The following is a 19,187-nucleotide window of genomic DNA, read 5'->3' on the forward strand; positions in this document are numbered from 1 at the left end:
GTCGCCGTACGCGATTCCAAAGACCCCCACGGCCCCAGCCTTTTCTTCACCCCCACCGAATGGACCACCTTCATCAACACCATCAAGGCCGACGACTTCGACCTCCCCTAACCCTCCGACACCCCCGGCCGCCCAGGCAACCACCTAGGCGGCCGGCTGCCGTCCGTCTGTGGCCGACCTCACCCGCGAACACGCATTCCAGCCCGAGCAAAGCCGCCGGGGACAGCGGCTCGGCGACGGCCGGCCGCGCATCCTCACCTTCGCCGACCCGGAGGTGGCGTCGCAGGCGCCCGGGTCGCGGTGCAACGTCGGCGCCTCCGGCGCGGTCCTGCCACGCATGGCCGCCGAAGACCCGTCGTGCGAGGGCATCCTGGTCAACAGCGCTACTAAGCTGATCAGCATCATCATCAGCAGGGCGTCCGCGCCGGCCATCGCTCAGGGGCCGGTCTGACGGGATCGGCTGCGGCGCGGCGAGAGATTTCTCCGGAGCCGTGTCGATCGGTGGGCCGCTCGTTCGACGTGTGAGGGCGAGGGCCGAGAGGCGGCCCCGCGGGATGAGGAGAACGCGATGTCGAAATACCTGCTGATCATGCGGGGCACCGATGAGACGAACGCGGCCATGATGGCTGATCTCGACGAGATGATGGACACGACCCGCCGGTTCATCGAGGACATGGTGAAGGCCGAGGTTCTCGTCGCGGCCGAAGGGCTGGACGATCCGGGCCAGGGCGTCGTGGTCGACTTCAGCGGCGAGGCGCCGGTGGTCACGGACGGGCCGTACGGCGAGACCAGGGAACTGTTCGGTGGCTACTTCCTGCTCAATGTCGCCACGAAACAGGAGGCGGTCGAGTGGGCCAAGCGGGTCCCGGCGGTCCGCGGGTCCAAGATCGAGGTCCGACGGGTGGCCGAGGCCGACGAGGTCCCGCAGGGCAGCGAGAGCAGCGGCCGGATCTGATGGGTACGGCCGACGTCGAGGCCGTCTGGCGGATCGAGTCGGCCCGGATCGTCGCCGCGCTGACCCGGTTCACCGGCGATTTCGGGTTGGCCGAGGACGCGGCCCAGGAGGCGGTGGCTGAGGCGCTGGTGTCGTGGCCGCGTGCCTCTCCGGCCAATCCGGCCGGCTGGCTGATGGCCACGGCCCGGCGGCGGGCGATCGACGCGATCCGCCGCCGGGCCGCCCTCCAGGACCGATACGCCCTGCTGGCGGCCGCCCCCGCGGGCGACCAGGAAATCGACCCCGACAGGATCGACGACGACGTCCTGGCGCTGATGTTCGTCAGCTGCCACCCGGTGCTCTCCCGTGAGGCCCGGGTGGCGCTGACCCTGCGCGTGGTCGGCGGCCTGTCCAGCGAGGAGATCGCCCGCGCGTTCCTGGTATCCGTGCCGACCGTGCAGGCCCGCATCACCCGGGGCAAGAAGACGATCGCGGCGGCCGGGGTGCCGTTCGAGCTGCCGCCGACCGGCGAGCGCCGGGAACGGCTGGGCGGCGTGCTCAGCGTCCTCTACGTGATCTTCACCGAGGGGTCGACGGCCACGTCGGGCGACCGGCTGCTGCGCCCCGACGTCGCGTACGAGGCGATCCGGCTGGCCCGCACGCTGGCCGCGCTGCAGCCCGACGAGCCGGAGGTGCACGGCCTGCTCGCGTTGTGCGAGCTGACGGCCGCGCGCTTCCCGGCCCGGACCGGCCCGGACGGCACGCCGGTCCTGCTCGAGGACCAGGACCGGCGGCTGTGGGACTTCTCGGCGATCCGCCGGGGGCTGGCCGCGCTGGCCAGGGCATCGACCCGCGGCCTCGGCCTCTATGGCCTGCAGGCCGCGATCGCCGCCGCCCACGCGTCGGCGCCCTCGGTCGAGGCGACCGACTGGGATCGGATCGTGCTGCTCTACGAGGCGCTCGGCCGGGTCGCGCCCTCGCCGCTGGTCGAGCTCAACCGGGCCGTTGCCGTGGCCATGGCCTCGGGTCCGGCTCAGGCCCTGGCCATCGTGGACGAGCTGATCGCCTCGGACCGGCTCCCCGGTTCGCATCTGGTTCCGACCGTACGCGGGGAACTGCTGGCCCGCCTCGGCCGGCGACCGGAGGCGCGTGCCGAGCTGGAGCTGGCCGCCCGGCTGTGCGCCAACCAGCGCGAACGCTCAGTGCTGCTGCGCAAGGTGGCCGCGCTGGACTGACTTCCCCAGCGCGGCCGGCCCGGATTCGAGCGCGGCCCGGATGCGAACATGCCTGACAACCCCGGATGACTGCTCGCGAGGAAATCCCCGAGCGGGATCGCCGCCGTCCGAAGCTCGATCGCCTTCTTCTCCGGTGCGGAGATGACGGCGAGAGACGAGCACGGGGTGGAGACCGAGTACACCGAGGCCGGGCTGACCTCGCATCGGGTCTGGACCAGGTCGGAGTGGCCCCGCGTGTGATCCGGCCCGGTAGTCGTACGATCTTCATCGCAGGCGCCCCCGTATCCGACCCGACACGGAAAGCGATGACATGGCCAGGACCTTTCAGCATCGCACCTACACGATCCAGGAGGGCCTGATGGGGGAATGGGTGGAGAAATGGCGATCGAAGGTCGCGCCGCTCCGCCGTGAATTCGGGTTCGAGATCCATGGCGCCTGGGTGGATCACGAGCGGAACCAGTTCATCGTGGTCCTCTCGTACGACGGTCCGGAAAGTTTCCGAGAGCGGAATCAGCAGTACTGGGACTCTCTCAACCGCATCGAATCGGGCGTGGAGCCGCTGCTCTACCTGATGAACCGGGTGATCCGCGAGGTGACCCCCGTCTACTGACGGTCCGTGCGATGACTCTCGGAGAAAATCGTCAAGATTGCGCGTGTCCTCCCTTTGCTGGATCCGCTGATCCGCGCACGGCCCTCCGGCGACACGGGTAGCCGCTTCGCGGTACGCGACCTGGCAGGTCTGGCCGTCACAGGGCTCGCGGGTGCGCTTCTACCGTGCTGTGCCATGGACGCCCCAGATCTCCTCATCCGCGACGCCTCCCTCCGCGGTGAGCGTCCGGCCGTCGGTCCGAGCGATCCGGGACGGTATAGCCGGCTCCTGGACCTCGATCGTTCAGCCGAGGGGGTCGACCTTCTCCCGCAGCCTCTCCATGGCGGGCCCGTACATGCGGGCCTTGATGGTGCCGAGGGTGGGGCCGCCCTTGGCCGTCTGGGCGCGCGCGATCTCCATCGCGGTCTGCCGCACGGCGTCCTCGTCCACCGCGCGGTCGACGATGGCGGCGGCCAGGGCGTCATGGCCGCCGTAGCGGCGTGCGGTGGTCATCGCCTCGTGCGCGGTCTGCGGGGCCAGCCGGGCCTGGATCAGCGCGGACATGCCCGGAGTGAACGGGATGTTGATGTCGGCCTCGGGCAAGCACCAGTAGCCCCGGTCGGCGCGCATCACCCGAAAGTCGTGGGCCAGGGAGAACATCGCGCCGGCCGCGAAGGTGTGCCCCTGCAGGGCGGCCACGGTGACCATCGGCAGGGCCAGTACCCGCGCCAGGAGCTCGTGAACGCTGACCACGTAGTCCCGGTGCCGGTCGGCGTGGGCGAACAGCCAGTCCAGGTCCAGGCCGTTGGAGAAGAACTTGCCGGTCGCGACGGTCACCAGGGCACGGGGGCCCTCCGCCTTCTCCACCTCGTCCAGCGCGGCGTTGACGGAGGCGATCCAGTCGGGGTGGAAGCGGTTCTCGGTGTCCCCGATGTCGAGGATGAAAACGTCGTCCTGGCGGTCGAGCGTGGGCATGCCTGATTCCTTTCGCGGCTGTCGCTCATGCACATCTGGCCCGGCTGGGGTCGGCAGCCGCGCCCGCGACGAGCGAGCCGTCGAACATGAGCACCTTTCTGACGTCGAAGACCGGCGGGAGCCTGCGTTGGCAACGATGCTACTAGTGAGTAACTACGGCGAATCGCATATTACATCGAGGTGGCTCATTTGTCCGCAGGATCAGCCCCGAGCGCGGAGTCATAATCCAGCGTGACGTAAAGCCCCCTCGCGGATCATCGGACCGCCCCAAGGTTTTGAAATCCTGTGGCCGACCACCTCGGGTCCCCCCGCTTACCGTGGGAGCAGGTTCCCTGCCGTGCCGACCGCCGGCTCGGGCAGCGCGTCGCGCTTTCCCCCAGAGCCGGAGTTCGAGATCTCCACCCGCGAGGAGATGCGATGATCAAGGTCAGGAACGCTCTCGCAGCCGGGACGATGGCGGCCTCCGCCCTCGTCGCTCCCATGACGACGCCGGCTCCGTCCGCCGTCGCGGACACCGTGGCCTCGAACACCTCGACCACTCTCCGCTCCGCCCAGAAGCCCTGCCGCAAGCACAGGAACCCCGAGAGGTGCCGCGCCCGGCACGGTCACGGCGGCGGTCACGGCGTCGTCGGCAGGGGCGGTGTCAGCGTCGACATAGGCCCCGGCGATGTCGGCATCGGTGGCGATATCAGCGACAACCAGACTCCCGGCAACAGGGGCGGCGCGGGGATCGACGACTGACAGGGCCGTGCACGGCTCGCGAGGCACCGCCGCGTCCCTCGACGCGGGCCACGAACAGGCGGGGTGTGGACCCGCGCTTTCCGTTGAGGAACCGGCAGGCCCCTGGCATGAGGTCGCGGCCACTTCACCGGTCCGCGAGATCACGGGCCGGCCCCGACATGTCCGCAGCCCTACCGCCCGGCCTCGTGCGCGTCGACCAGCCGCTTGGGAGCCGTCAGGCACCATGCCTCGGTGACCAGCTCGAACAACTCATCCGGATCGATCTTCGCGAGGTGCACCACGATCCAGCCGAACCGGCCCGCGGTGAACTGGACCTCGAACACCTCCGGCCGCTCCGTCACCAGCGCGATCTGCTCATCGATCGTCGCCTTGAGGCCCACGGTCTCCGTGTCCCCCCATATGTAGCCGAAACCCTTGCCCCGGACCTTCAGCGAGGTCCAGCTGCCGGAGTCGCTCTGCTGCACCTCGGGAAGCCGGTCGAGCATCTCCAGGAATTCACCAACACTCACACCCATGGGCCACGTCTATCAGAGCACTCCGACAATCTCCGCGGGCACGGCCCGGCCGGGACACCCGCCACCCACCCGGATCAGGTGTCGCACATCCCGCGCAGCACGATGGCCAGGCCCCCGTAGAACTCCTCGTCCGCGCCGACGAGGCGCGCGTGACCCGCCGTCTCGGCCATGTACGGAAAGTCGGCAGGGGCGAGCCCGGCGATGACGGTCGTGCCCGCACCCGACAACGGGCCCAGATGCTCCAGCTGGACCGCGCCGATCACGTAGCTCAGCAGGCCGCGCAGCGCGATGACCCGGTCCGCACCCGCCAGACCGGCCTCGGTGAGGATGCCGAGCACCGCCTCCGACCAGCGCAGCACGCCCACGGAACGGTGCCGGTGGGTCATCGTCAGCGGCACGACGTGTGGGTGCGCGCCCACCTGGTCGCGCAACCTGCCGACCAGTGTGGTGACCCGTTCGCGCCATGACGTCCCCGGCGGCGGTGAGACGTCGACGCCGCCGAGCACCAGCTCGACCACGAGCCCTTCCACTTCCTGGCGGTCGCCGACGTAGCGGTAAAGCGCCATCGCGCTCATGCCGAGCTCCGTGGCGACCGCGCGCATCGACAGGGCCGCGAGGCCGTCGCGGTCGATGACGGCGAGGGCGGCGGCGGCGATCTGGTCCTGGGTGAGCGAACGCGGACGTGGCATGGCGGTTGAAAGTGTACGGCATACGCCTACAATCGTAGGTATATACCGTACGCCTACGAGGGAGTTCCGATGCGTCTCCACCCTGGCTCCACCGTCCCCGCCCGCGAACTGGAATCCGTCACCGGCCCCGCGGCCCCCGTCCCGGACCGGGACCGTCTCGTTCACCTGCAGTTCCGGCGCTTCGCCGGCTGCCCGGTCTGCAACCTGCACCTGCGCTCCTTCGTCACCCGGCACACCGAGATCGAGGCGGCCGGAATCCGCGAGGTGGTGGTGTTCCACTCCCCCGCCGAGGAACTGGCCGAGCACGCCACGGGCCTGCCGTTCGCCGTCGTCGCCGACCCGGACAAGAAGCTGTACGCGGAGTTCGGCGTGGAACAGGCACCCCGCGCGCTGCTCGACCCCCGGGTCTGGGCGACGATCGTCCGAGCCGTCGTACGCGGTCTCTGGACGGTCGCCCGCGGGCAGGAGCGTCTACCGTCCATCCGGCCGCGCGGCGGGCGGCTCGGACTCCCCGCCGACTTCCTGATCGCCCCCGACGGCCGGGTGGTCGCGTGCGGGTACGGCGAGCATGCCTACGACCAGTGGCCACTCGACGAGGTGCTGGCCCTGGCGGCCCGCGCACGCCGGGCGGACATTCGCTGAGCCGGTCACGGTCGCCGGTCTCCGGCAGCGCCTTGAGACCGGACAGGATGTACGGCCGACTCGCCCCGCGATCCCGATCCGCCGTTCGGCTCGGTATATCGGGTGCTCTCTGCGCTTGCCCTTGCCATACTGCTCCAATGCGACATCTGCCCTACCCCAAGATCCCTACGACTGAGCGGTCCGGCAGGGCGGTTGTCGGCGGTCCCTGGGTGGCGACCGAGAAGGTGCACGGAGCTCAAATGGTGATCGCCCATGACGGCCGGAACACGCTCGTGGGCAAGCGCAAGGCTTGGCTGCGCGACGACGAGCCCTTCTTCGGCTGGCGACTTCTGCGCGGCCACCTCGAAAAGGCCGCGAAGGCCGCCCTGGCTCGGGGCGGCGCGGCCGTGCGCGTCTACGGCGAGCTGTACGGAGGCCACTATCCCCACCCCGACGTCTCGCCGATGCCGGGCATCACTCCGGTTCAAACGGGGGTCTGGTACAGCCCGGAAATCCGCTTTGCCCTTTTCGACGTACTGCACCACCGGGATCCCGGAGATCCCGGCGTCTTCCTGCCGTACGCGGACGTCGCCTCGATCGCCGCCGACGCCGAGCTCGATGTTGTGCCGATTCTCGGCAGAGGGACCCGGTCGGAGCTCGATGCTCTGCCGGTCCGGTTCCCCAGCCGGGTGCCACAGGCACTCGGCCTGCCCAGCATCCAGGACAACCTGGCCGAGGGAATCGTCCTGCGGCCTGATATCCCCCTGCCTTCCGACCGCAGGCCGACCGTCAAGCTGAAGATCGAGGAGTTCGACGAGCAACGTTTCGACCAGAGCCGCCCCTGGGACCCGCAGGTGATCCTTACTCCCGAGGAACTACGCCAGGTCGCCCGAGCCATGGTCAACGGGCCGCGACTGGCCGGCGCGCGATCCAAGGTGGGGCCGTCGACCCTCGACGAGATCCTGGATGAGGTGGTCCTCGACATCATGGTGGATCTGTCGGCGACCTTTCCCTCGGCCATGGCGGCGCTCGGCGACGAGGAGGAGGCCGAACTGCAGGCGTCCATCCGCGGGGTCGCGGTCAGTGATCACCATCAGGTGTGAGCACGGATCGTCGCCGCGGCCCCGGTGGAGATGGCCGACGCTTCGAAAGCGGCACCCGGTGGCGAAAGCCGGGTACGGCCTACCGGCCGGTTTCCGCAGCGTCGGGGGCGACCTGGCTGGGGATGCGGGTGCCTGGAAGGTGTTGGCCGACCGGGGCCGACAGGTCCCCGGACAGCGCCGGGGTGGAGTGCGCGGTGGCCTGTCCGGACTCGGGGGGTGTCGCTCGTTCCAGGAAGCGAAGCAGCTCGACGGGGAAGGGCAACACCAGGGTGGAGTTCTTCTCCGCGGCAACCTCGACGACGGTCTGGAGTAGGCGCAGCTGCAGCGCGGCGGGATGCAGGGCCATCGTCTCGGCGGCTTGGGCCAGCTTCTTCGAGGCCTGCAGCTCGCCCTCGGCGGTGATGATGCGGGAACGCCGCTCACGTTCCGCTTCGGCCTGCCGCGACATGGACCGCTTCATCGACTCGGGGAGCACCACGTCCTTGATCTCGACCCGGTCGATGTGCACGCCCCAGCCCACGGCCGGGCTGTCGATCATCAGCTCCAGGCCCTGGTTGAGCCGCTCCCGATTGGACAGCAGGTCGTCCAGCTCGCTCTTACCGATGATCGACCGCAGCGAGGCCAGCGCGACCTGGCGAATGGCGGATTCATAGTCCTGGACGCCGACCACCACGCGTACCGGGTCGACGACCCGGAAGTAGATGACGGCGTCCACGTGAACCGTCACGTTGTCCCGGGTGATGGCGTCCTGGGCGGGCACCGGCATGGTGACGACCTGCATGTTGACCTTCTGCAGATGGTCGGCGACCGGCATTATCAGGGCTAGTCCGGGAGCGCGGAGCTCGGGGCGGACCTGTCCGAACCGGAAGACGACGCCCCGCTCGAACTGCTTGACGATCCGCACACCGGCCTTCAGCCATATCGCACCCAGCACCATGATCGCGATCAGCGCGTAGACGACAGTAGTGATCATTTCTTCCTCCCACGTCTCCCCTGGGTCCCGCCGGCCCGAAGTCCTCCTGGATCGGTGACCGATTCGCGGGTCCCGCTCGCGGCGGACGGGCCGGCGGTGACACCTGCCGAGCCTGCCGGATCAGCTGGAGCGGCACTCCGAGTGCGGGCGATGTCGGAGAACTCCCCCGGATCGGGCCGGACGGCGTGCGGCGCGGGCGTCGCACGCCGGCGTCAAAGGGCCGCGCGAAGCCCGGGTCCTCGACCGGCGACCGGCACTTAATCTCGTGCGCCGCCTCGCGTTCACGGTCACTGGGCACGACACACCTCCCAGAGGTGCCTGTCCGTCAGGCGCGGCCATACTGCCCCCCCGTTCGGACCTTTCTATCGTAGCGCGATACAAAGTGTCCGATATGCACCTTTTTGTTGAGGAGCTCCGGCCTTCCTCCCACCGGAATCACGCCTGTGTCACCCGCACCACCCGCGTCACCGCACCCGCGCATGACACTCGGCGACGCGCCCGCGACAGGTCCCGGCCCGCCGGAGCGTGCTCCACCGCGACGAGTTACGGCGCATGGACGCGATGCTCGACATCCCGATCCGGAAGGACACGAATCCGCTCCCTGATCCCCTCTGCGCGTCTCCGGACGCTTTCGAAGATCAGGTCCACCGCAGACACCACCGGCCTGCCCCGCCTCGGTTAGCGGTCTCCGGGCCGGGCGGCAGGTGAACATGGTGACGCCTCATCCGAGGCGCGGATCGCGCCTCCCCATTCCCCGGGCAACTCGTAGACCCAGCCCTCCCGCCAGGCGAACTCCTCGTCCACCAGATCCTCCAGTGCCCGCCCGCCGAGCAGATGATCCAGCGCCCACCGGTTGGCCGAGTGTGCGATCAGCAGCACCCTCCTGCCGCCCCAGAGCCCGGCAAGGTGCGTCAGGAAATCCCGGGTGTGCTCGACGACCTGCCGGTAGCTCTGCCCGCCCGGCCACGGCATGTCGATATGCCGTGATCTCTCGACGGCCAGCCGCGCCACGGGCATTCCGTTCCACTCGCCGTAGTCGCATTCGCGCAGCCGTTCATCCTGGTGGACCGGAATGTCGGTGCCCGCGAAAGCGAGCTCCGCGGTCTGCACGGCACGGCGAAGATCAGAGGTGAACACCGCGGCCAGGCCATCGTGGCGGCGGCGTTCGCCAAGCTCCCGAGCCAGCTCACGGCCGCGCGGTGACAGCTCTCCCGGTAACCAGCCGGTCGCGATTCCGACCTCGTTGTCGGTCGTGATCGAGTGTGTCTCGTACACGATCGTCGTTGCCACACTCAGCTCCAGAGCTTCAGGGAGAACGCAGTCCCGGGAGGTAGCCGGTGTATCCGGCGAACACGATCTCATTGCGGACCGAGGTGATCGGATCGCGCCAGATCTCCACGGTACGAGGCGGAGCCACGTCCAACAACCCCGCAGGCGTGCGACCTCATCCCGTGGCTCCTCCTCGCCTGTCCCCCCATGACCAGGGCGTACGAAGTTCCCTCAAGAGGACTCCAAGTCTTCCTCAACCAGGGCTGGACAATCTTGTCGCGAAGTGACCGGTTTCACGCCACGGCAAAGCCGATCGAAATTCCGATGCAGATCAGGCCACTGCGGCAGGCAAATCGATTATTGCAAGAAAGAAAATGATGACGGCTTTCCTGCACGAAGAACCAGACAGGCCCTGGAAACGATCGCCACCAAGTGAGTCGGGGGAATCCCGGATCCACCACATGGAATTTCAGTGAGCTCCACGACGGAAGACCATGCGGTGCCGGAAAGGCGCTTTCACAATGTATCCCAACATTCGACGATACGCGCGCCACGGGGGTCGGCCATGGAGCAGGCCGAAGCCCACCGGGAGCTCATGACGGTCCTGCCGTTGTGCGTGGCCCTGGCCGGGAAACCTCACCCGGCCATCTCAGCGCGTCACCGGCCCCGCCAGGTCACGGAGCCAGGCGGGAGCGCATGGAACGTTGACCTGCCCAGTGAAAGCAGTCCGTCGAGCCATATCCCGGTCGGAGGTTGGAATCTTGGTGGGTCAGGTCCTTGAGATAGGTCGCAGTTCGGCTGCCGTCGCCGCCACATTGAACGAGTTCCTGAACGAGTCCGCAGATTGGCTGAACCAACGGGGCCTGACTCTGGACTACAACACGGATATTTCAAGCTGGGTCCGCCACATGCGGACCGCGGTTCACGCCGATGGCATCAACCCGACTTTTGACCCGGCGCATAGTCCCGTCTCCGCCCAGAACAGCTACTGGTTGGATATCAGGGACCGCGGCGGATCGACGGTCGCGTGCATCGCCGTGCGAATGATATACACGGCGGACTTCAGCCGTCATATAAGCTCCATGCGGCTGTGGTTCGATCCGCCGCCCCCCGGGCTGGAACAGTCGCTGGACCTCGTGCTGCCGGCGGAGACACCCGTCATATCCGGCAGAGTGGCGCACTACGGCGGGCACTGGGTGCATCCGAGCTGGCGGGGAAGGGAAATTCCCGGCCTTCTGCTTCCGCTGGCCAAGATACTCACCCTTGACCTGTTCAGGAGCGACTGGGACACCGGAATCGTGTTCTCGAAGAACGCCTTGAGGCAGAGCCTCGTGGACGCCTACGGTTTCGCGAACACAGTGCTCTGCTATTCCGGCTCGTTTCCCCCCGCCAACCGGGACGACACCCTTTTCCTGACCTACAGCAGCCGGGCGCAGACCCTGTCCCTGATGCCGCACGCGATCATGAAGCTGCGCGGGGGCCACCGGGAGGAACAGGCGGCGGCCCACTCACGGAACTGATCCGCCGGGGCGCGCCGCAGCCGCCCCGCCACACGATCCGCGCCTGAAGTGTGAAGGAGGACCCCGAAGCGACGCCCTCGGGGCACGACCACGCCGACCTGCGGGAAACCGTGACCTCCGCGTACCCGCAGACGATTCTCTTGCCGACCGGTATGCCGAAATCACCTAAGCGTCAACTACTTTGCTTCGCCGTAGTGAAATCCTCTCCATCACCCATGAAAAAAGACTTGAGGGAGTCAAAAGCGACATGAACGAAAACATCTGGACCGAGTTCGCCAAGAGTTATGACCAGATGATTCCCGAGCTGAACTGCTATCAGCGGATGCTCAGAAAGATCCTTCGCGACACGGAGGACCGGCGGATCGTGATCGACGCCGGGTGTGGAACCGGCCTGGTCAGCCAGGAACTGATCGACCGTGGTCACCGGGTCATCGGTTTCGACAACAACTCCGCCATGCTGCAACGGGCACACGACAAGAAGGCGGCCGCGTCGGGCGAGGCTCGTGACCGATGGACGGTCATGGAGGGAAGCGTGGAGCACTTTCCTTCCCAGGTTGTTTCTGACGCGGACGCGGTCCTGCTCAACAACGTCCTTTTCTACGTCCAAGACGTCGAATCAGCGTTGCGCGAGGTCCTCTCCCACCTGAAGCCGGGGGGCGTGATGATCGCCACCGGCCCGAAACGCCGGCCCGACCTGCAGAAGGTGCTTCGACACTCCATCGCGGAGTGGCAGGCGGAAGAACGTTTCACCGAGGCTCTCCAGGCCGCGCTGGCCCATCATTCGACCTGTGCTCAGAAACTGACCACCGACCCCAATGAGATGGTGACGTTCTTCGAGGTGGACCAGCTGGTGGACACCCTGCGGCACCTGGGTTTCTCACGCCCCCTGGTCGCGGATGGCGACGATTACTTCGGCGAGAACTATTACGTCTGCATGCAGAAGTGAAATGAGGTTTCCGATGGAAGGCTCCAAGGTCAACCCCAGACTCCAGCGCAACCTGGGGATTCTGGACGAAGAGTCGATGAAGAGGGTCGCGGACACCCATGTTCTTGTGGCCGGAGTGGGCGGCGCCGGCGGGCAGTGCGCGGTGGATCTGGCCCGCCTGGGCTTCGGCTGGGTAACGCTCGCGGATTTCGACGTTTACGAGGTGCACAATTCCAATCGCCAGGTCGGCAGCTTCGACAGCACCGTCGGTCAGCTGAAGATCGAGGTCGTCGGGAAAATGTGCCAGGACATCAACCCGGAACTGCGGATCCGCAAAGTGCCTGAGGGCGTGACGGACAGCAATATCGATTCCTTGCTTTCGGGATTCGACGGAAAACCGGTGGACTACGTCGTGGAAGTCATCGACATCGCCGGTCTCCGGGCGAAGGAATGGCTGCATCAAGCATGCAGGCAGCAGGGGATCGTCATCATGACCGGCTTGATGCTGGGCTTCGGGGCCGCTCTGCATGTTTTCCAGCCCGAAGCGCCTCGCTACGAGGATCTCTACATGCTTCCGGATGGACGCATCGATTTACCCAAGATCATCCCCCGGCTCGGCAGCTATGTCGTGCAGAAGCACTGGGACGCCTGCTTCGCCGGGCGCGGGCATGCTCCCACCTGCGTGATCGGAGCTACCACCGCGGCCGGGATGATGGTGAGCGAGATCATGCGCGCCATCCTCCTGGGGCGGGATCAGATGGTGTCCCACCCCGAGTACCTGTACGTGGATTTCTTTGACCACCACTATGTCCGAGGCTCGGTCGTCCCCGCATGAGCGCCATGGACGCGTCTTTCACCCTCACCCGGCCCGATGAGAACGGCCCGGCCGTGCTCTGGGGCGGAGTGTGTGAATCGGGAAGCCTCAAGTACCTGACGTACGAGCTTTTCCTTGAAGAGGTTCCGGAAGATGTTCGAGGGTTCGTTGAGATCTCCGGTTCGTCAACCGCGCTCGCCCTGGATCTGCTCGGCAGAAAAAAAGGACTGCCGACCGTCGCCATCACGGATGCCGCCGGCCGCGATCATCTGATGAGGCGCGGCTTCCGTGGCGAGATACGGACGATCACGAACCTCGACGAAGCTCACGAGCTTTGCCTTCAGTACGAGCAGGAAGGTTGGTTCTGGCCGAGACAGTTCACCAACGTGACCTTGGTGAGGTACGTGGAGCTATGGGGACTGCATCTTTTGCGGGAGATCCGCAAAAATTGGCCGGAAATTCGCTACTTGGTGTGCGGATTCGGCACCGGCGCCACTGTTGCGGGACTGTACCGCGTCTTTGCTCCCTTTGGCTATTCGGTCATGGGACTACAGGCCAGGGCAGGCGATCCCGTTCCCGGCTGGAGGCACTATGCCCTCCAGAATCTGGGTGACCAGGATCTTTTCCATTCCTATCAGGAGAAAATCCCGCTTCCCATCCCATCCGACACGGAAAACTCCGGTGCGGGCGCTCTGGATTCACTCTTGAGGTACACGAACACCTATGCCAATCCGGAGCAGGTGCTGGTGATTTCCCACGACGGCCGCCCTCGGGAGTAGGGCTGCGTGACAGGCCCTCCAGCGAGTCGTTCCGTTCGGTGAGCCTTTTCATCCCGTCGCCGCGACCCAGCGTGCGTGGTCAACCCGGAGGCGGCGGCCAACGTCCCTTGCGGGCCCCACTCTCGCCATCGCTATCGTCATCGCCACTGATCGAGTCAGCCCAGGCCCGCCGACGCGCGTCCCACCTCGTCGCCCTGCTCCGCGCCGCCGACCGGTTCCCTACGACACCCGGACATACCCAGCCCGCAAGGCTGCGTCGAGGTCCTTCAGGCCCACCTCGACGAACTGGCCGGCTGATCAAACCGAACCGCGCCGGGATCGATGGAGACTCCATCGATCCCGGCGCGGTTCGGCCTAGCCCGCTCCCCGTTCTCGGGTCAGCTCCACGTGGCGTTCTTCAGCAGGCCCGGCAACTGCCGGTCCCCCCATACGTCCACTACGACGATCTTCGACTCGGGCAGGAACCACTCCCGCTGGATGAAACTCTCCGTCTGCCGGCCGCTCTTCTGCTTCACGCACCGGCCGGCCCAGGCGGTGTACTTCGCCTTGTGCCCACGCCCGGCCTGACGCAGCCCTGTCGAGACGGCCTTGCCGATCACCTGGATGCTTCCGTACTCGAAGGGGCAGCCCGCCGGCGCCCCACTGGCCGGGACGAACGGCTGCCCACCGGTGTAACGGCGGCCCTCGGCGCCGTAGGCGATCACCTCCGGGCCGTACAGCCAGAACCCCCGGCAGTTGGGGGCGAAGGGCTCGGGAACCTTGCAGCTACCGGTCGCCACCAGAACCCGGTCGGTGTGGTCGTACACCTTCCAGGTGGCGGGAACCTTCAGGTTCATCCCCCGGAAGGAGAGTGTCTTGGTCCCGGAAGCCGACGCCACCGTCGGCGAGTTCGCCGCGGCCAGGGCAGCGGTGGGAGTGGTGAGCAGGGCGGTCGTGGCCAACACGGCGAGGACAGAAGATCGCTTTCTCATTCCGGGCAAGTTACCGATCAGCCCTTGTCTCCGACTTGGATCCTACTGAGCACTGTTCCTGAACAAGACGAGTCCTCGCCGGTTGAGTCGATCGGTGTGCAGCACGAACAGATGCCTCTGCAACGCGAGACGGTCATCCAGAACCCGCGCTCTTCGCATCCCCTCTCGGGCCTTCCCGCAGACGTCCCGTCCATTGCTCCGCGATCCGGAGGCCTGGTAGCCGAACCGGTCGAACAGGCCCGTCGTCCCTGTACCAAGTGGGTCGCCTCGCGGTCACCGGCGAGACAGCGCGCGAGTGATACCGGCGGCGATGCCGGTGACTCGCCTCCGGCCTGCGATGACAAGACCGTAGGCGACCCACTGACCAGCGCCGGTGAGCATCGGGGAATGTACGGCTTCTCGGCCGGTTCGCCTCAGGCGAGGGCGGGGGCCGTGAGCATCCCCGAGGCCATGACGCGCAGCGACGCGGCCAGCCGCTTCGCCTCTCCACGCTCCAGCAGCCGCAGAACCGGCTCGCTCTGGAGGCTGCCCAGCAAGATGTGAGCCAGCAACTCTCCGTCCAGGTCGGGGCGCCGCGCGGCGATCAGCGCACTGGTGTGACCGTGCCAGAACCGGTAGACGGGGTGGTCGCCGTCTTCGTCCCGGTGCTCGCCGTGCTCCTTCCACTCCGGCCTGGGCGCCGCCGTAGCGGCGTGGCCAAGCGCCGCGAGAAGCCCCTTGTTGCGGCCGACGACGTCGACGATCGCGTCCAGAAAGGCGATCAGCCGCTCCTCGGGCGGGGCACCGGGCCCCAGCGGCGGAGGTCCGCTTGCCACGGCCTCCTCCAGGGCGTAGGCCCGCTCCTGCATCAGCGCGACCATCAGTCCCATCCGGCTGCCGAAACGGTGAAACACCGTACCCTTACCGACCCCGGCAGCGGCGGCGACCTGTTCCATGGAGATCTGCTCGGGCCGATGCCGGGCGAGAAGGTCCTCTGTGGCCCTCAGGATGGCGCGACGGTTGCGTGCCGCGTCAGCGCGTTCGCGACGCTCCTCGATCATCGGCTCCTCTTTCCCATGGACAACTGGACCGCCGGTCAAGTACGTTCATGTCGAACTTGACCGCAGGTCCACTTTACCCTCGAAGCAGGAGGACGACATGCGCCGAATCCGTTACCACACCTACGGCGGCCCCGAGGTGCTCACCATGGAGGAGACGGAGATGCCCAGTCCGGGCCCCGGCCAGGTGCGCATCCGCGCCGAGGCGATCGGTGCCAACTTCGTCGACGTGAAGTTCCGCCAGGGGCCGGACGCCGGTGGGATCTACCGGCGCGACCTGCCCGCAGTGCTCACCGGCGACGTGGTCGGCACGGTCGACGCGGTGGGGTCGGGCGTCGACCCCGCGCTCACCGGCCGGCGGGTCGCCACGCTGGCCGAGGACGCCTTCGCCGACCACGTCCTCGCCGACGCCGAGTGGCTCGCGCCCGTGCCGGAGGGAATCGACGACGCCACCGCGAGCATGCTGCCGATGGGCGCCCCCGTGGCGCTGGGCACGTTGCGCGCCGCCCGGCTGTCACCCGGCGAGACCGTGCTCATTCACGCCGCCGCGGGAGGCATCGGCCACCTGGCCGTGCAACTCGCCAAGATCTCCGGCGCAGGCACCGTGATCGCTACGGCCGGCTCCCCCGCCAAGCTGGACTTCACCCGCGCACTCGGCGCCGACGCGGCCGTCGACTACTCCGCGGAGGACTGGCCCGAACAGGTGCGCGAGGCCGCGCCAGGAGGAGTCGACGTCGTCCTGGACTCCGTCGGCGGCCGCGTCCTGCTGCGCAGCCTCGACCTTCTGACCCCGTTCGGCCGAGCCGTCGTCTACGGAGCGGCCGGCGGCGAGGCCACCGACATCCCGCTGACCAGCCTTTTCGCAATGAGATCGGTGGCCGGGTTCTCACTGCTCGCCTGGCGCGCCATCGCGCCGAAGCAGGCACGCGAGGACATGGACCAGGTCACCCGGTACGCGGCCGAGGGGAGCCTACGCGCCAGGCTGCACGCCCGGCTGCCGCTCGCCGAGGCGGCCGAAGCACACCGGATCATGGAGAGCCGCTCCCAACTCGGCCGCGTCCTGCTCATCCCCTGACTGGCTCAATCATCGACGCGTACCAGGCAGCCGTACGAGGCACACCGGCGGGGCCGTCCGCTTACCGCCTCCCAGCTGCGGCAGCAGTGGCTCGATCCGCTCCCACAACTCGTCCGGCACGATCCACGGCGACTGTCCCCCTTACGCGCAGGTCGACGTTCGGCAGCCTGCCCGGGTACGGGCAGAGGTCATTCTGTGAATCACCCCGAGTTTGGTGAAGGGTCGTGTCCAGGGAGATGGTGTGCGGGCGATGACGGGCTCGTCAGGCCCAGGGGTCGAAGGGGATGCCACTCGGCTTGGCGCGCGAGAGGAGGTCCCCGAACCTGCCGTCATTGATCTTGATGGTCGCGGAGCCGAAGTCCGCGACCATCAGCCTGTCGCGCAGCCAGGTGCTGGGCCAGCCGTTCCAGTCCACGAGCGGGGGATAGCGCCAGTTGTGGTAGTGGTTCTCCGGCGGCTCGTCATTGCCGTTGGCGAGCCGGAAGAAGTGCGTGGACGCCCCGTCCTTGTGATAGACGACCTTGGGGTGCGACCCGTCGAAGCGCACCTGCGAGCGCGTATAGGTCACGACGCTGCTGTGTTGCGTGGTCGAAAGGTACTCAACCTGATTGGACGCCTGGTTGACCCAGGAGATGACGTGTTCCCAGTCGTGACGGTGGCCGCCGAGGCTGATCCCGGGCAGCGCCTGGTCCTTCTCGAAGTAGCTGGCGTACACGATGGCGCACCAGCCGCTGTTGCACGTGGAACGGGCGTAGGTCTGCGAGTTGTCCAGGTCCGACTGGTCACGGCAGTTGCCGTTGACCGCGCCGGTCGGGTTCAGTCCCGGAGCGAGGGTCCCGTCCGGCCCGATGGCGGGGGTGGCGTAGCAGCCGTCGCCGTCGTAGTCGTAGGCCGGCGAGAACGAGGCCTCGTACCCTCCGGCCGACTGAGGCAGGTTCTGCGGCGGAGCGGCATAGGCCGCCGACGCGGGGATCACGACCCCCAGAGCGGTGGCGCCGAGCACGATCCCGAGCCGGGAACGCCTGCGCGTGAGGAACGTAGGGGAGGACGTACTCCTCTCTGACACGGTCGCTGACTTCGATGCCCTCGCGGTGCACGTGAATGACGACAGCTTTCGCATTCTTCCGCTTTCTCGAAGGACTGGCTCCATGACCTGACGGCACGTCGGCGTGGTGGGGGCGTCGGCGGTGTTCTCCGCGCCGATATGAGCACGCCTCGCACTTTCACAGCACCACGGAACCGACACTTGATCAAGGTCCTTAGATCAAATGACGCCAACATGTATCGGCGACGGTCGAAAGGTGAACCACGCGCGAAGGCTCATGAATCGCCTCCCGGAGGAGCAGGGTCGCCGGATCCCGGGAGGGCGGGCGATCGCAGCCTGAAGGTCCTCCTGACAGAGGGCGTCCACGTCGACCGGTGACTGGCGAGCAAGACGGACGAGTTGAGCACCCGTTCTCTCAAGCTGATCCACGGCTACGACGAAAGCCGCAACGTGTGGTCACCGGTCACCGAGACCGGCCAGAAAAAACGAACAGTTCGCGATCTACGTGTGGCGGTCCGTGCGGCAGAAGGGGGACACCAAGACCGTCAGGTCGCGCCGTTCCCTCAAGCTCCCCCGGCGGTGCGTGGACGCGCTGCGGACGCTCCGGGAAGAGCAGGAGAAGGCGGGTACAGAAGCGGGCCTCGTGTTCTGTACATCGAAGGGCACCCCGATGAGCGCGGGCAACGTACGTCGCGACGTACGGAAGATCATTGAGAAGGCGGGACTGCGTGGCACCGACTGGACCCCTCGCGAGATGCGGCACAGCTTCGTCTCGCTGCTCTCGGACCCCGGCGCCCCGATCGAGGACATCTCACACCTGGTCGGGCATCGGAACACGGTGGTCACCGAGACGGTCTAGGAAGCAGATCCGGCCGGTGCTCATGCAGGGCGCCGAGGCGATGGACGACATCTTCGGGAGTCAGTCACCCACGCCCCGTTCCGAAGATCGGATACGAGGCGTTTCGGCTGGTGGGCACCACTGGGTTCGAACCAGTGACACTCGCCCGCAAGGCACCTCAAGCACGTGCCTGACCAGGACAAATATCGACCTGACCTGCGGCCACGGTCTCCCGTGATCCACGGTCGAGCTTCCCCCCGCAGGACGGACACCTCGTCCGACTGACATTGCTCAGGCTGAGATGCCGCAGACCCTTGGCCCAAGGAATCCGCCGACGGTTTCACAGAGCCCTGTCCATGGGTTGTCACACAGGGCCTGACCTGCAACAACTCGGCCTCCAGCACCCATCCCGCCTGTCAACGACGTCTGAATCCTGGGATCTGGGATCTGGCCCACATTTCGTGATGAATACTGCCCCGTAGCCTCGGCTGAGTCGGTGAGGATGCGTCGAGTGCGAAGATCGTTGCCTGGATGTCCTC

Annotated in this window: 22 protein-coding genes; 14 read left to right on the forward strand and 8 right to left on the reverse strand. The window is 67.2% G+C overall.

Annotation, left to right across the window (positions count from 1 at the left end):
- The 5 genes from IG98_RS48220 to IG98_RS0141680 all read left to right on the forward strand — a co-directional run.
- Window positions 1-111: DUF397 domain-containing protein (locus IG98_RS48220; protein ID WP_157594838.1), on the forward strand; the 111-nt coding region annotated here is incomplete at its 5' end.
- Window positions 112-169: 58 nt separating this feature from the next.
- A complete protein-coding gene (locus IG98_RS0141660; protein WP_051753627.1) occupies window positions 170-451 on the forward strand; it encodes a hypothetical protein in 282 nt (93 codons plus the stop codon).
- A 117-nt stretch (window positions 452-568) separates the two neighbouring features.
- Window positions 569-955, forward strand: a complete 387-nt coding sequence (locus tag IG98_RS0141665) for a YciI family protein (RefSeq protein WP_030925652.1) — start codon at window positions 569-571, stop codon at window positions 953-955.
- A complete protein-coding gene (locus IG98_RS0141670; RefSeq protein ID WP_030925653.1) occupies window positions 955-2,169 on the forward strand; it encodes an RNA polymerase sigma factor in 1,215 nt (404 codons plus the stop codon). The genes IG98_RS0141665 and IG98_RS0141670 overlap by 1 nt, the downstream gene beginning before the upstream one ends.
- Window positions 2,170-2,479: 310 nt before the next feature.
- The gene (locus tag IG98_RS0141680; RefSeq protein ID WP_030925655.1) at window positions 2,480-2,779 is read left to right on the forward strand and encodes an NIPSNAP family protein; all 300 of its coding nucleotides are present in this window, start codon (window positions 2,480-2,482) and stop codon (window positions 2,777-2,779) included.
- Window positions 2,780-3,061: 282 nt separating this feature from the next.
- Here the strand turns inward: IG98_RS0141680 and IG98_RS0141685 are convergent, their stop codons facing one another.
- Window positions 3,062-3,733, reverse strand: coding sequence for an enoyl-CoA hydratase-related protein (locus IG98_RS0141685; protein ID WP_030925658.1), 672 nt, complete (start codon window positions 3,731-3,733; stop codon window positions 3,062-3,064).
- 417 nt (window positions 3,734-4,150) lie between these two features.
- Here IG98_RS0141685 and IG98_RS0141690 point away from each other — a divergent pair, with 417 nt between their 5' ends.
- Window positions 4,151-4,474 (forward strand): hypothetical protein, encoded by a 324-nt coding sequence (locus IG98_RS0141690; protein ID WP_030925660.1) that lies wholly within the window; start codon window positions 4,151-4,153, stop codon window positions 4,472-4,474.
- A 170-nt stretch (window positions 4,475-4,644) separates the two neighbouring features.
- On the opposite strand, the gene IG98_RS0141695 is transcribed toward IG98_RS0141690, so the two are convergent.
- Both IG98_RS0141695 and IG98_RS0141700 read right to left on the reverse strand, forming a co-directional pair.
- A complete protein-coding gene (locus tag IG98_RS0141695) occupies window positions 4,645-4,989 on the reverse strand; it encodes an MmcQ/YjbR family DNA-binding protein (protein WP_030925663.1) in 345 nt (114 codons plus the stop codon).
- A 74-nt stretch (window positions 4,990-5,063) separates the two neighbouring features.
- Window positions 5,064-5,678, reverse strand: a complete 615-nt coding sequence (locus IG98_RS0141700) for a TetR/AcrR family transcriptional regulator (RefSeq protein WP_030925665.1) — start codon at window positions 5,676-5,678, stop codon at window positions 5,064-5,066.
- A 69-nt stretch (window positions 5,679-5,747) separates the two neighbouring features.
- Here IG98_RS0141700 and IG98_RS0141705 point away from each other — a divergent pair, with 69 nt between their 5' ends.
- A complete protein-coding gene (locus tag IG98_RS0141705; RefSeq protein ID WP_030925667.1) occupies window positions 5,748-6,320 on the forward strand; it encodes a peroxiredoxin-like family protein in 573 nt (190 codons plus the stop codon).
- Window positions 6,321-6,457: 137 nt separating this feature from the next.
- Window positions 6,458-7,402: an RNA ligase family protein gene (locus tag IG98_RS0141710; RefSeq protein WP_030925668.1), complete on the forward strand. Its 945-nt coding sequence runs from the start codon at window positions 6,458-6,460 to the stop codon at window positions 7,400-7,402.
- 79 nt (window positions 7,403-7,481) lie between these two features.
- Here the strand turns inward: IG98_RS0141710 and IG98_RS0141715 are convergent, their stop codons facing one another.
- Together IG98_RS0141715 and IG98_RS0141720 are read right to left on the reverse strand one after the other, a co-directional pair.
- A complete protein-coding gene (locus IG98_RS0141715) occupies window positions 7,482-8,375 on the reverse strand; it encodes a slipin family protein (RefSeq protein WP_030925669.1) in 894 nt (297 codons plus the stop codon).
- Between the two features lie 678 nt (window positions 8,376-9,053).
- Window positions 9,054-9,665: a histidine phosphatase family protein gene (locus IG98_RS0141720; RefSeq protein ID WP_051753630.1), complete on the reverse strand. Its 612-nt coding sequence runs from the start codon at window positions 9,663-9,665 to the stop codon at window positions 9,054-9,056.
- 743 nt (window positions 9,666-10,408) lie between these two features.
- On the opposite strand from IG98_RS0141720, the gene IG98_RS51565 reads away from it, so the two are divergent.
- From IG98_RS51565 to IG98_RS0141750, 4 genes are all read left to right on the forward strand, one after another.
- Window positions 10,409-11,164 carry a hypothetical protein gene (locus tag IG98_RS51565; RefSeq protein ID WP_169750291.1) on the forward strand — a complete coding sequence of 252 codons (756 nt, stop codon included), beginning with the start codon at window positions 10,409-10,411 and terminating at the stop codon, window positions 11,162-11,164.
- A 181-nt stretch (window positions 11,165-11,345) separates the two neighbouring features.
- A complete protein-coding gene (locus IG98_RS0141740; protein ID WP_211264346.1) occupies window positions 11,346-12,110 on the forward strand; it encodes a class I SAM-dependent methyltransferase in 765 nt (254 codons plus the stop codon).
- A 13-nt stretch (window positions 12,111-12,123) separates the two neighbouring features.
- Window positions 12,124-12,924 carry a ThiF family adenylyltransferase gene (locus IG98_RS0141745; RefSeq protein WP_037972721.1) on the forward strand — a complete coding sequence of 267 codons (801 nt, stop codon included), beginning with the start codon at window positions 12,124-12,126 and terminating at the stop codon, window positions 12,922-12,924.
- Window positions 12,921-13,682, forward strand: coding sequence for a pyridoxal-phosphate dependent enzyme (locus tag IG98_RS0141750; protein ID WP_211264347.1), 762 nt, complete (start codon window positions 12,921-12,923; stop codon window positions 13,680-13,682). Before IG98_RS0141745 ends, IG98_RS0141750 begins: the two co-directional genes overlap by 4 nt.
- Window positions 13,683-14,059: 377 nt before the next feature.
- Here the strand turns inward: IG98_RS0141750 and IG98_RS0141755 are convergent, their stop codons facing one another.
- Together IG98_RS0141755 and IG98_RS0141760 are read right to left on the reverse strand one after the other, a co-directional pair.
- Entirely contained in the window at window positions 14,060-14,653 is a 594-nt protein-coding gene (locus IG98_RS0141755; RefSeq protein WP_157594840.1) for a hypothetical protein, read from the reverse strand.
- A 413-nt stretch (window positions 14,654-15,066) separates the two neighbouring features.
- Window positions 15,067-15,693, reverse strand: a complete 627-nt coding sequence (locus tag IG98_RS0141760; protein WP_030925682.1) for a TetR/AcrR family transcriptional regulator — start codon at window positions 15,691-15,693, stop codon at window positions 15,067-15,069.
- Window positions 15,694-15,790: 97 nt separating this feature from the next.
- On the opposite strand from IG98_RS0141760, the gene IG98_RS0141765 reads away from it, so the two are divergent.
- Window positions 15,791-16,765: a quinone oxidoreductase family protein gene (locus tag IG98_RS0141765; RefSeq protein ID WP_030925683.1), complete on the forward strand. Its 975-nt coding sequence runs from the start codon at window positions 15,791-15,793 to the stop codon at window positions 16,763-16,765.
- Between the two features lie 262 nt (window positions 16,766-17,027).
- Here IG98_RS0141765 and IG98_RS0141770 read toward each other — a convergent pair whose 3' ends face one another.
- On the reverse strand, window positions 17,028-17,831 hold the full coding sequence (locus IG98_RS0141770) for an NPP1 family protein (RefSeq protein WP_030925686.1): 804 nt from the start codon (window positions 17,829-17,831) through the stop codon (window positions 17,028-17,030).
- Window positions 17,832-18,327: 496 nt separating this feature from the next.
- Between IG98_RS0141770 and IG98_RS54000 the strand changes: the two genes are divergently transcribed.
- Window positions 18,328-18,669 (forward strand): tyrosine-type recombinase/integrase, encoded by a 342-nt coding sequence (locus IG98_RS54000; protein WP_245651934.1) that lies wholly within the window; start codon window positions 18,328-18,330, stop codon window positions 18,667-18,669.
- The last annotated feature ends 518 nt before the right edge of the window (window positions 18,670-19,187 follow it).

The sequence above is a fragment of the Streptosporangium amethystogenes genome (genome assembly GCF_000721075.1).
GTDB lineage: Bacteria > Actinomycetota > Actinomycetes > Streptosporangiales > Streptosporangiaceae > Streptosporangium > Streptosporangium amethystogenes.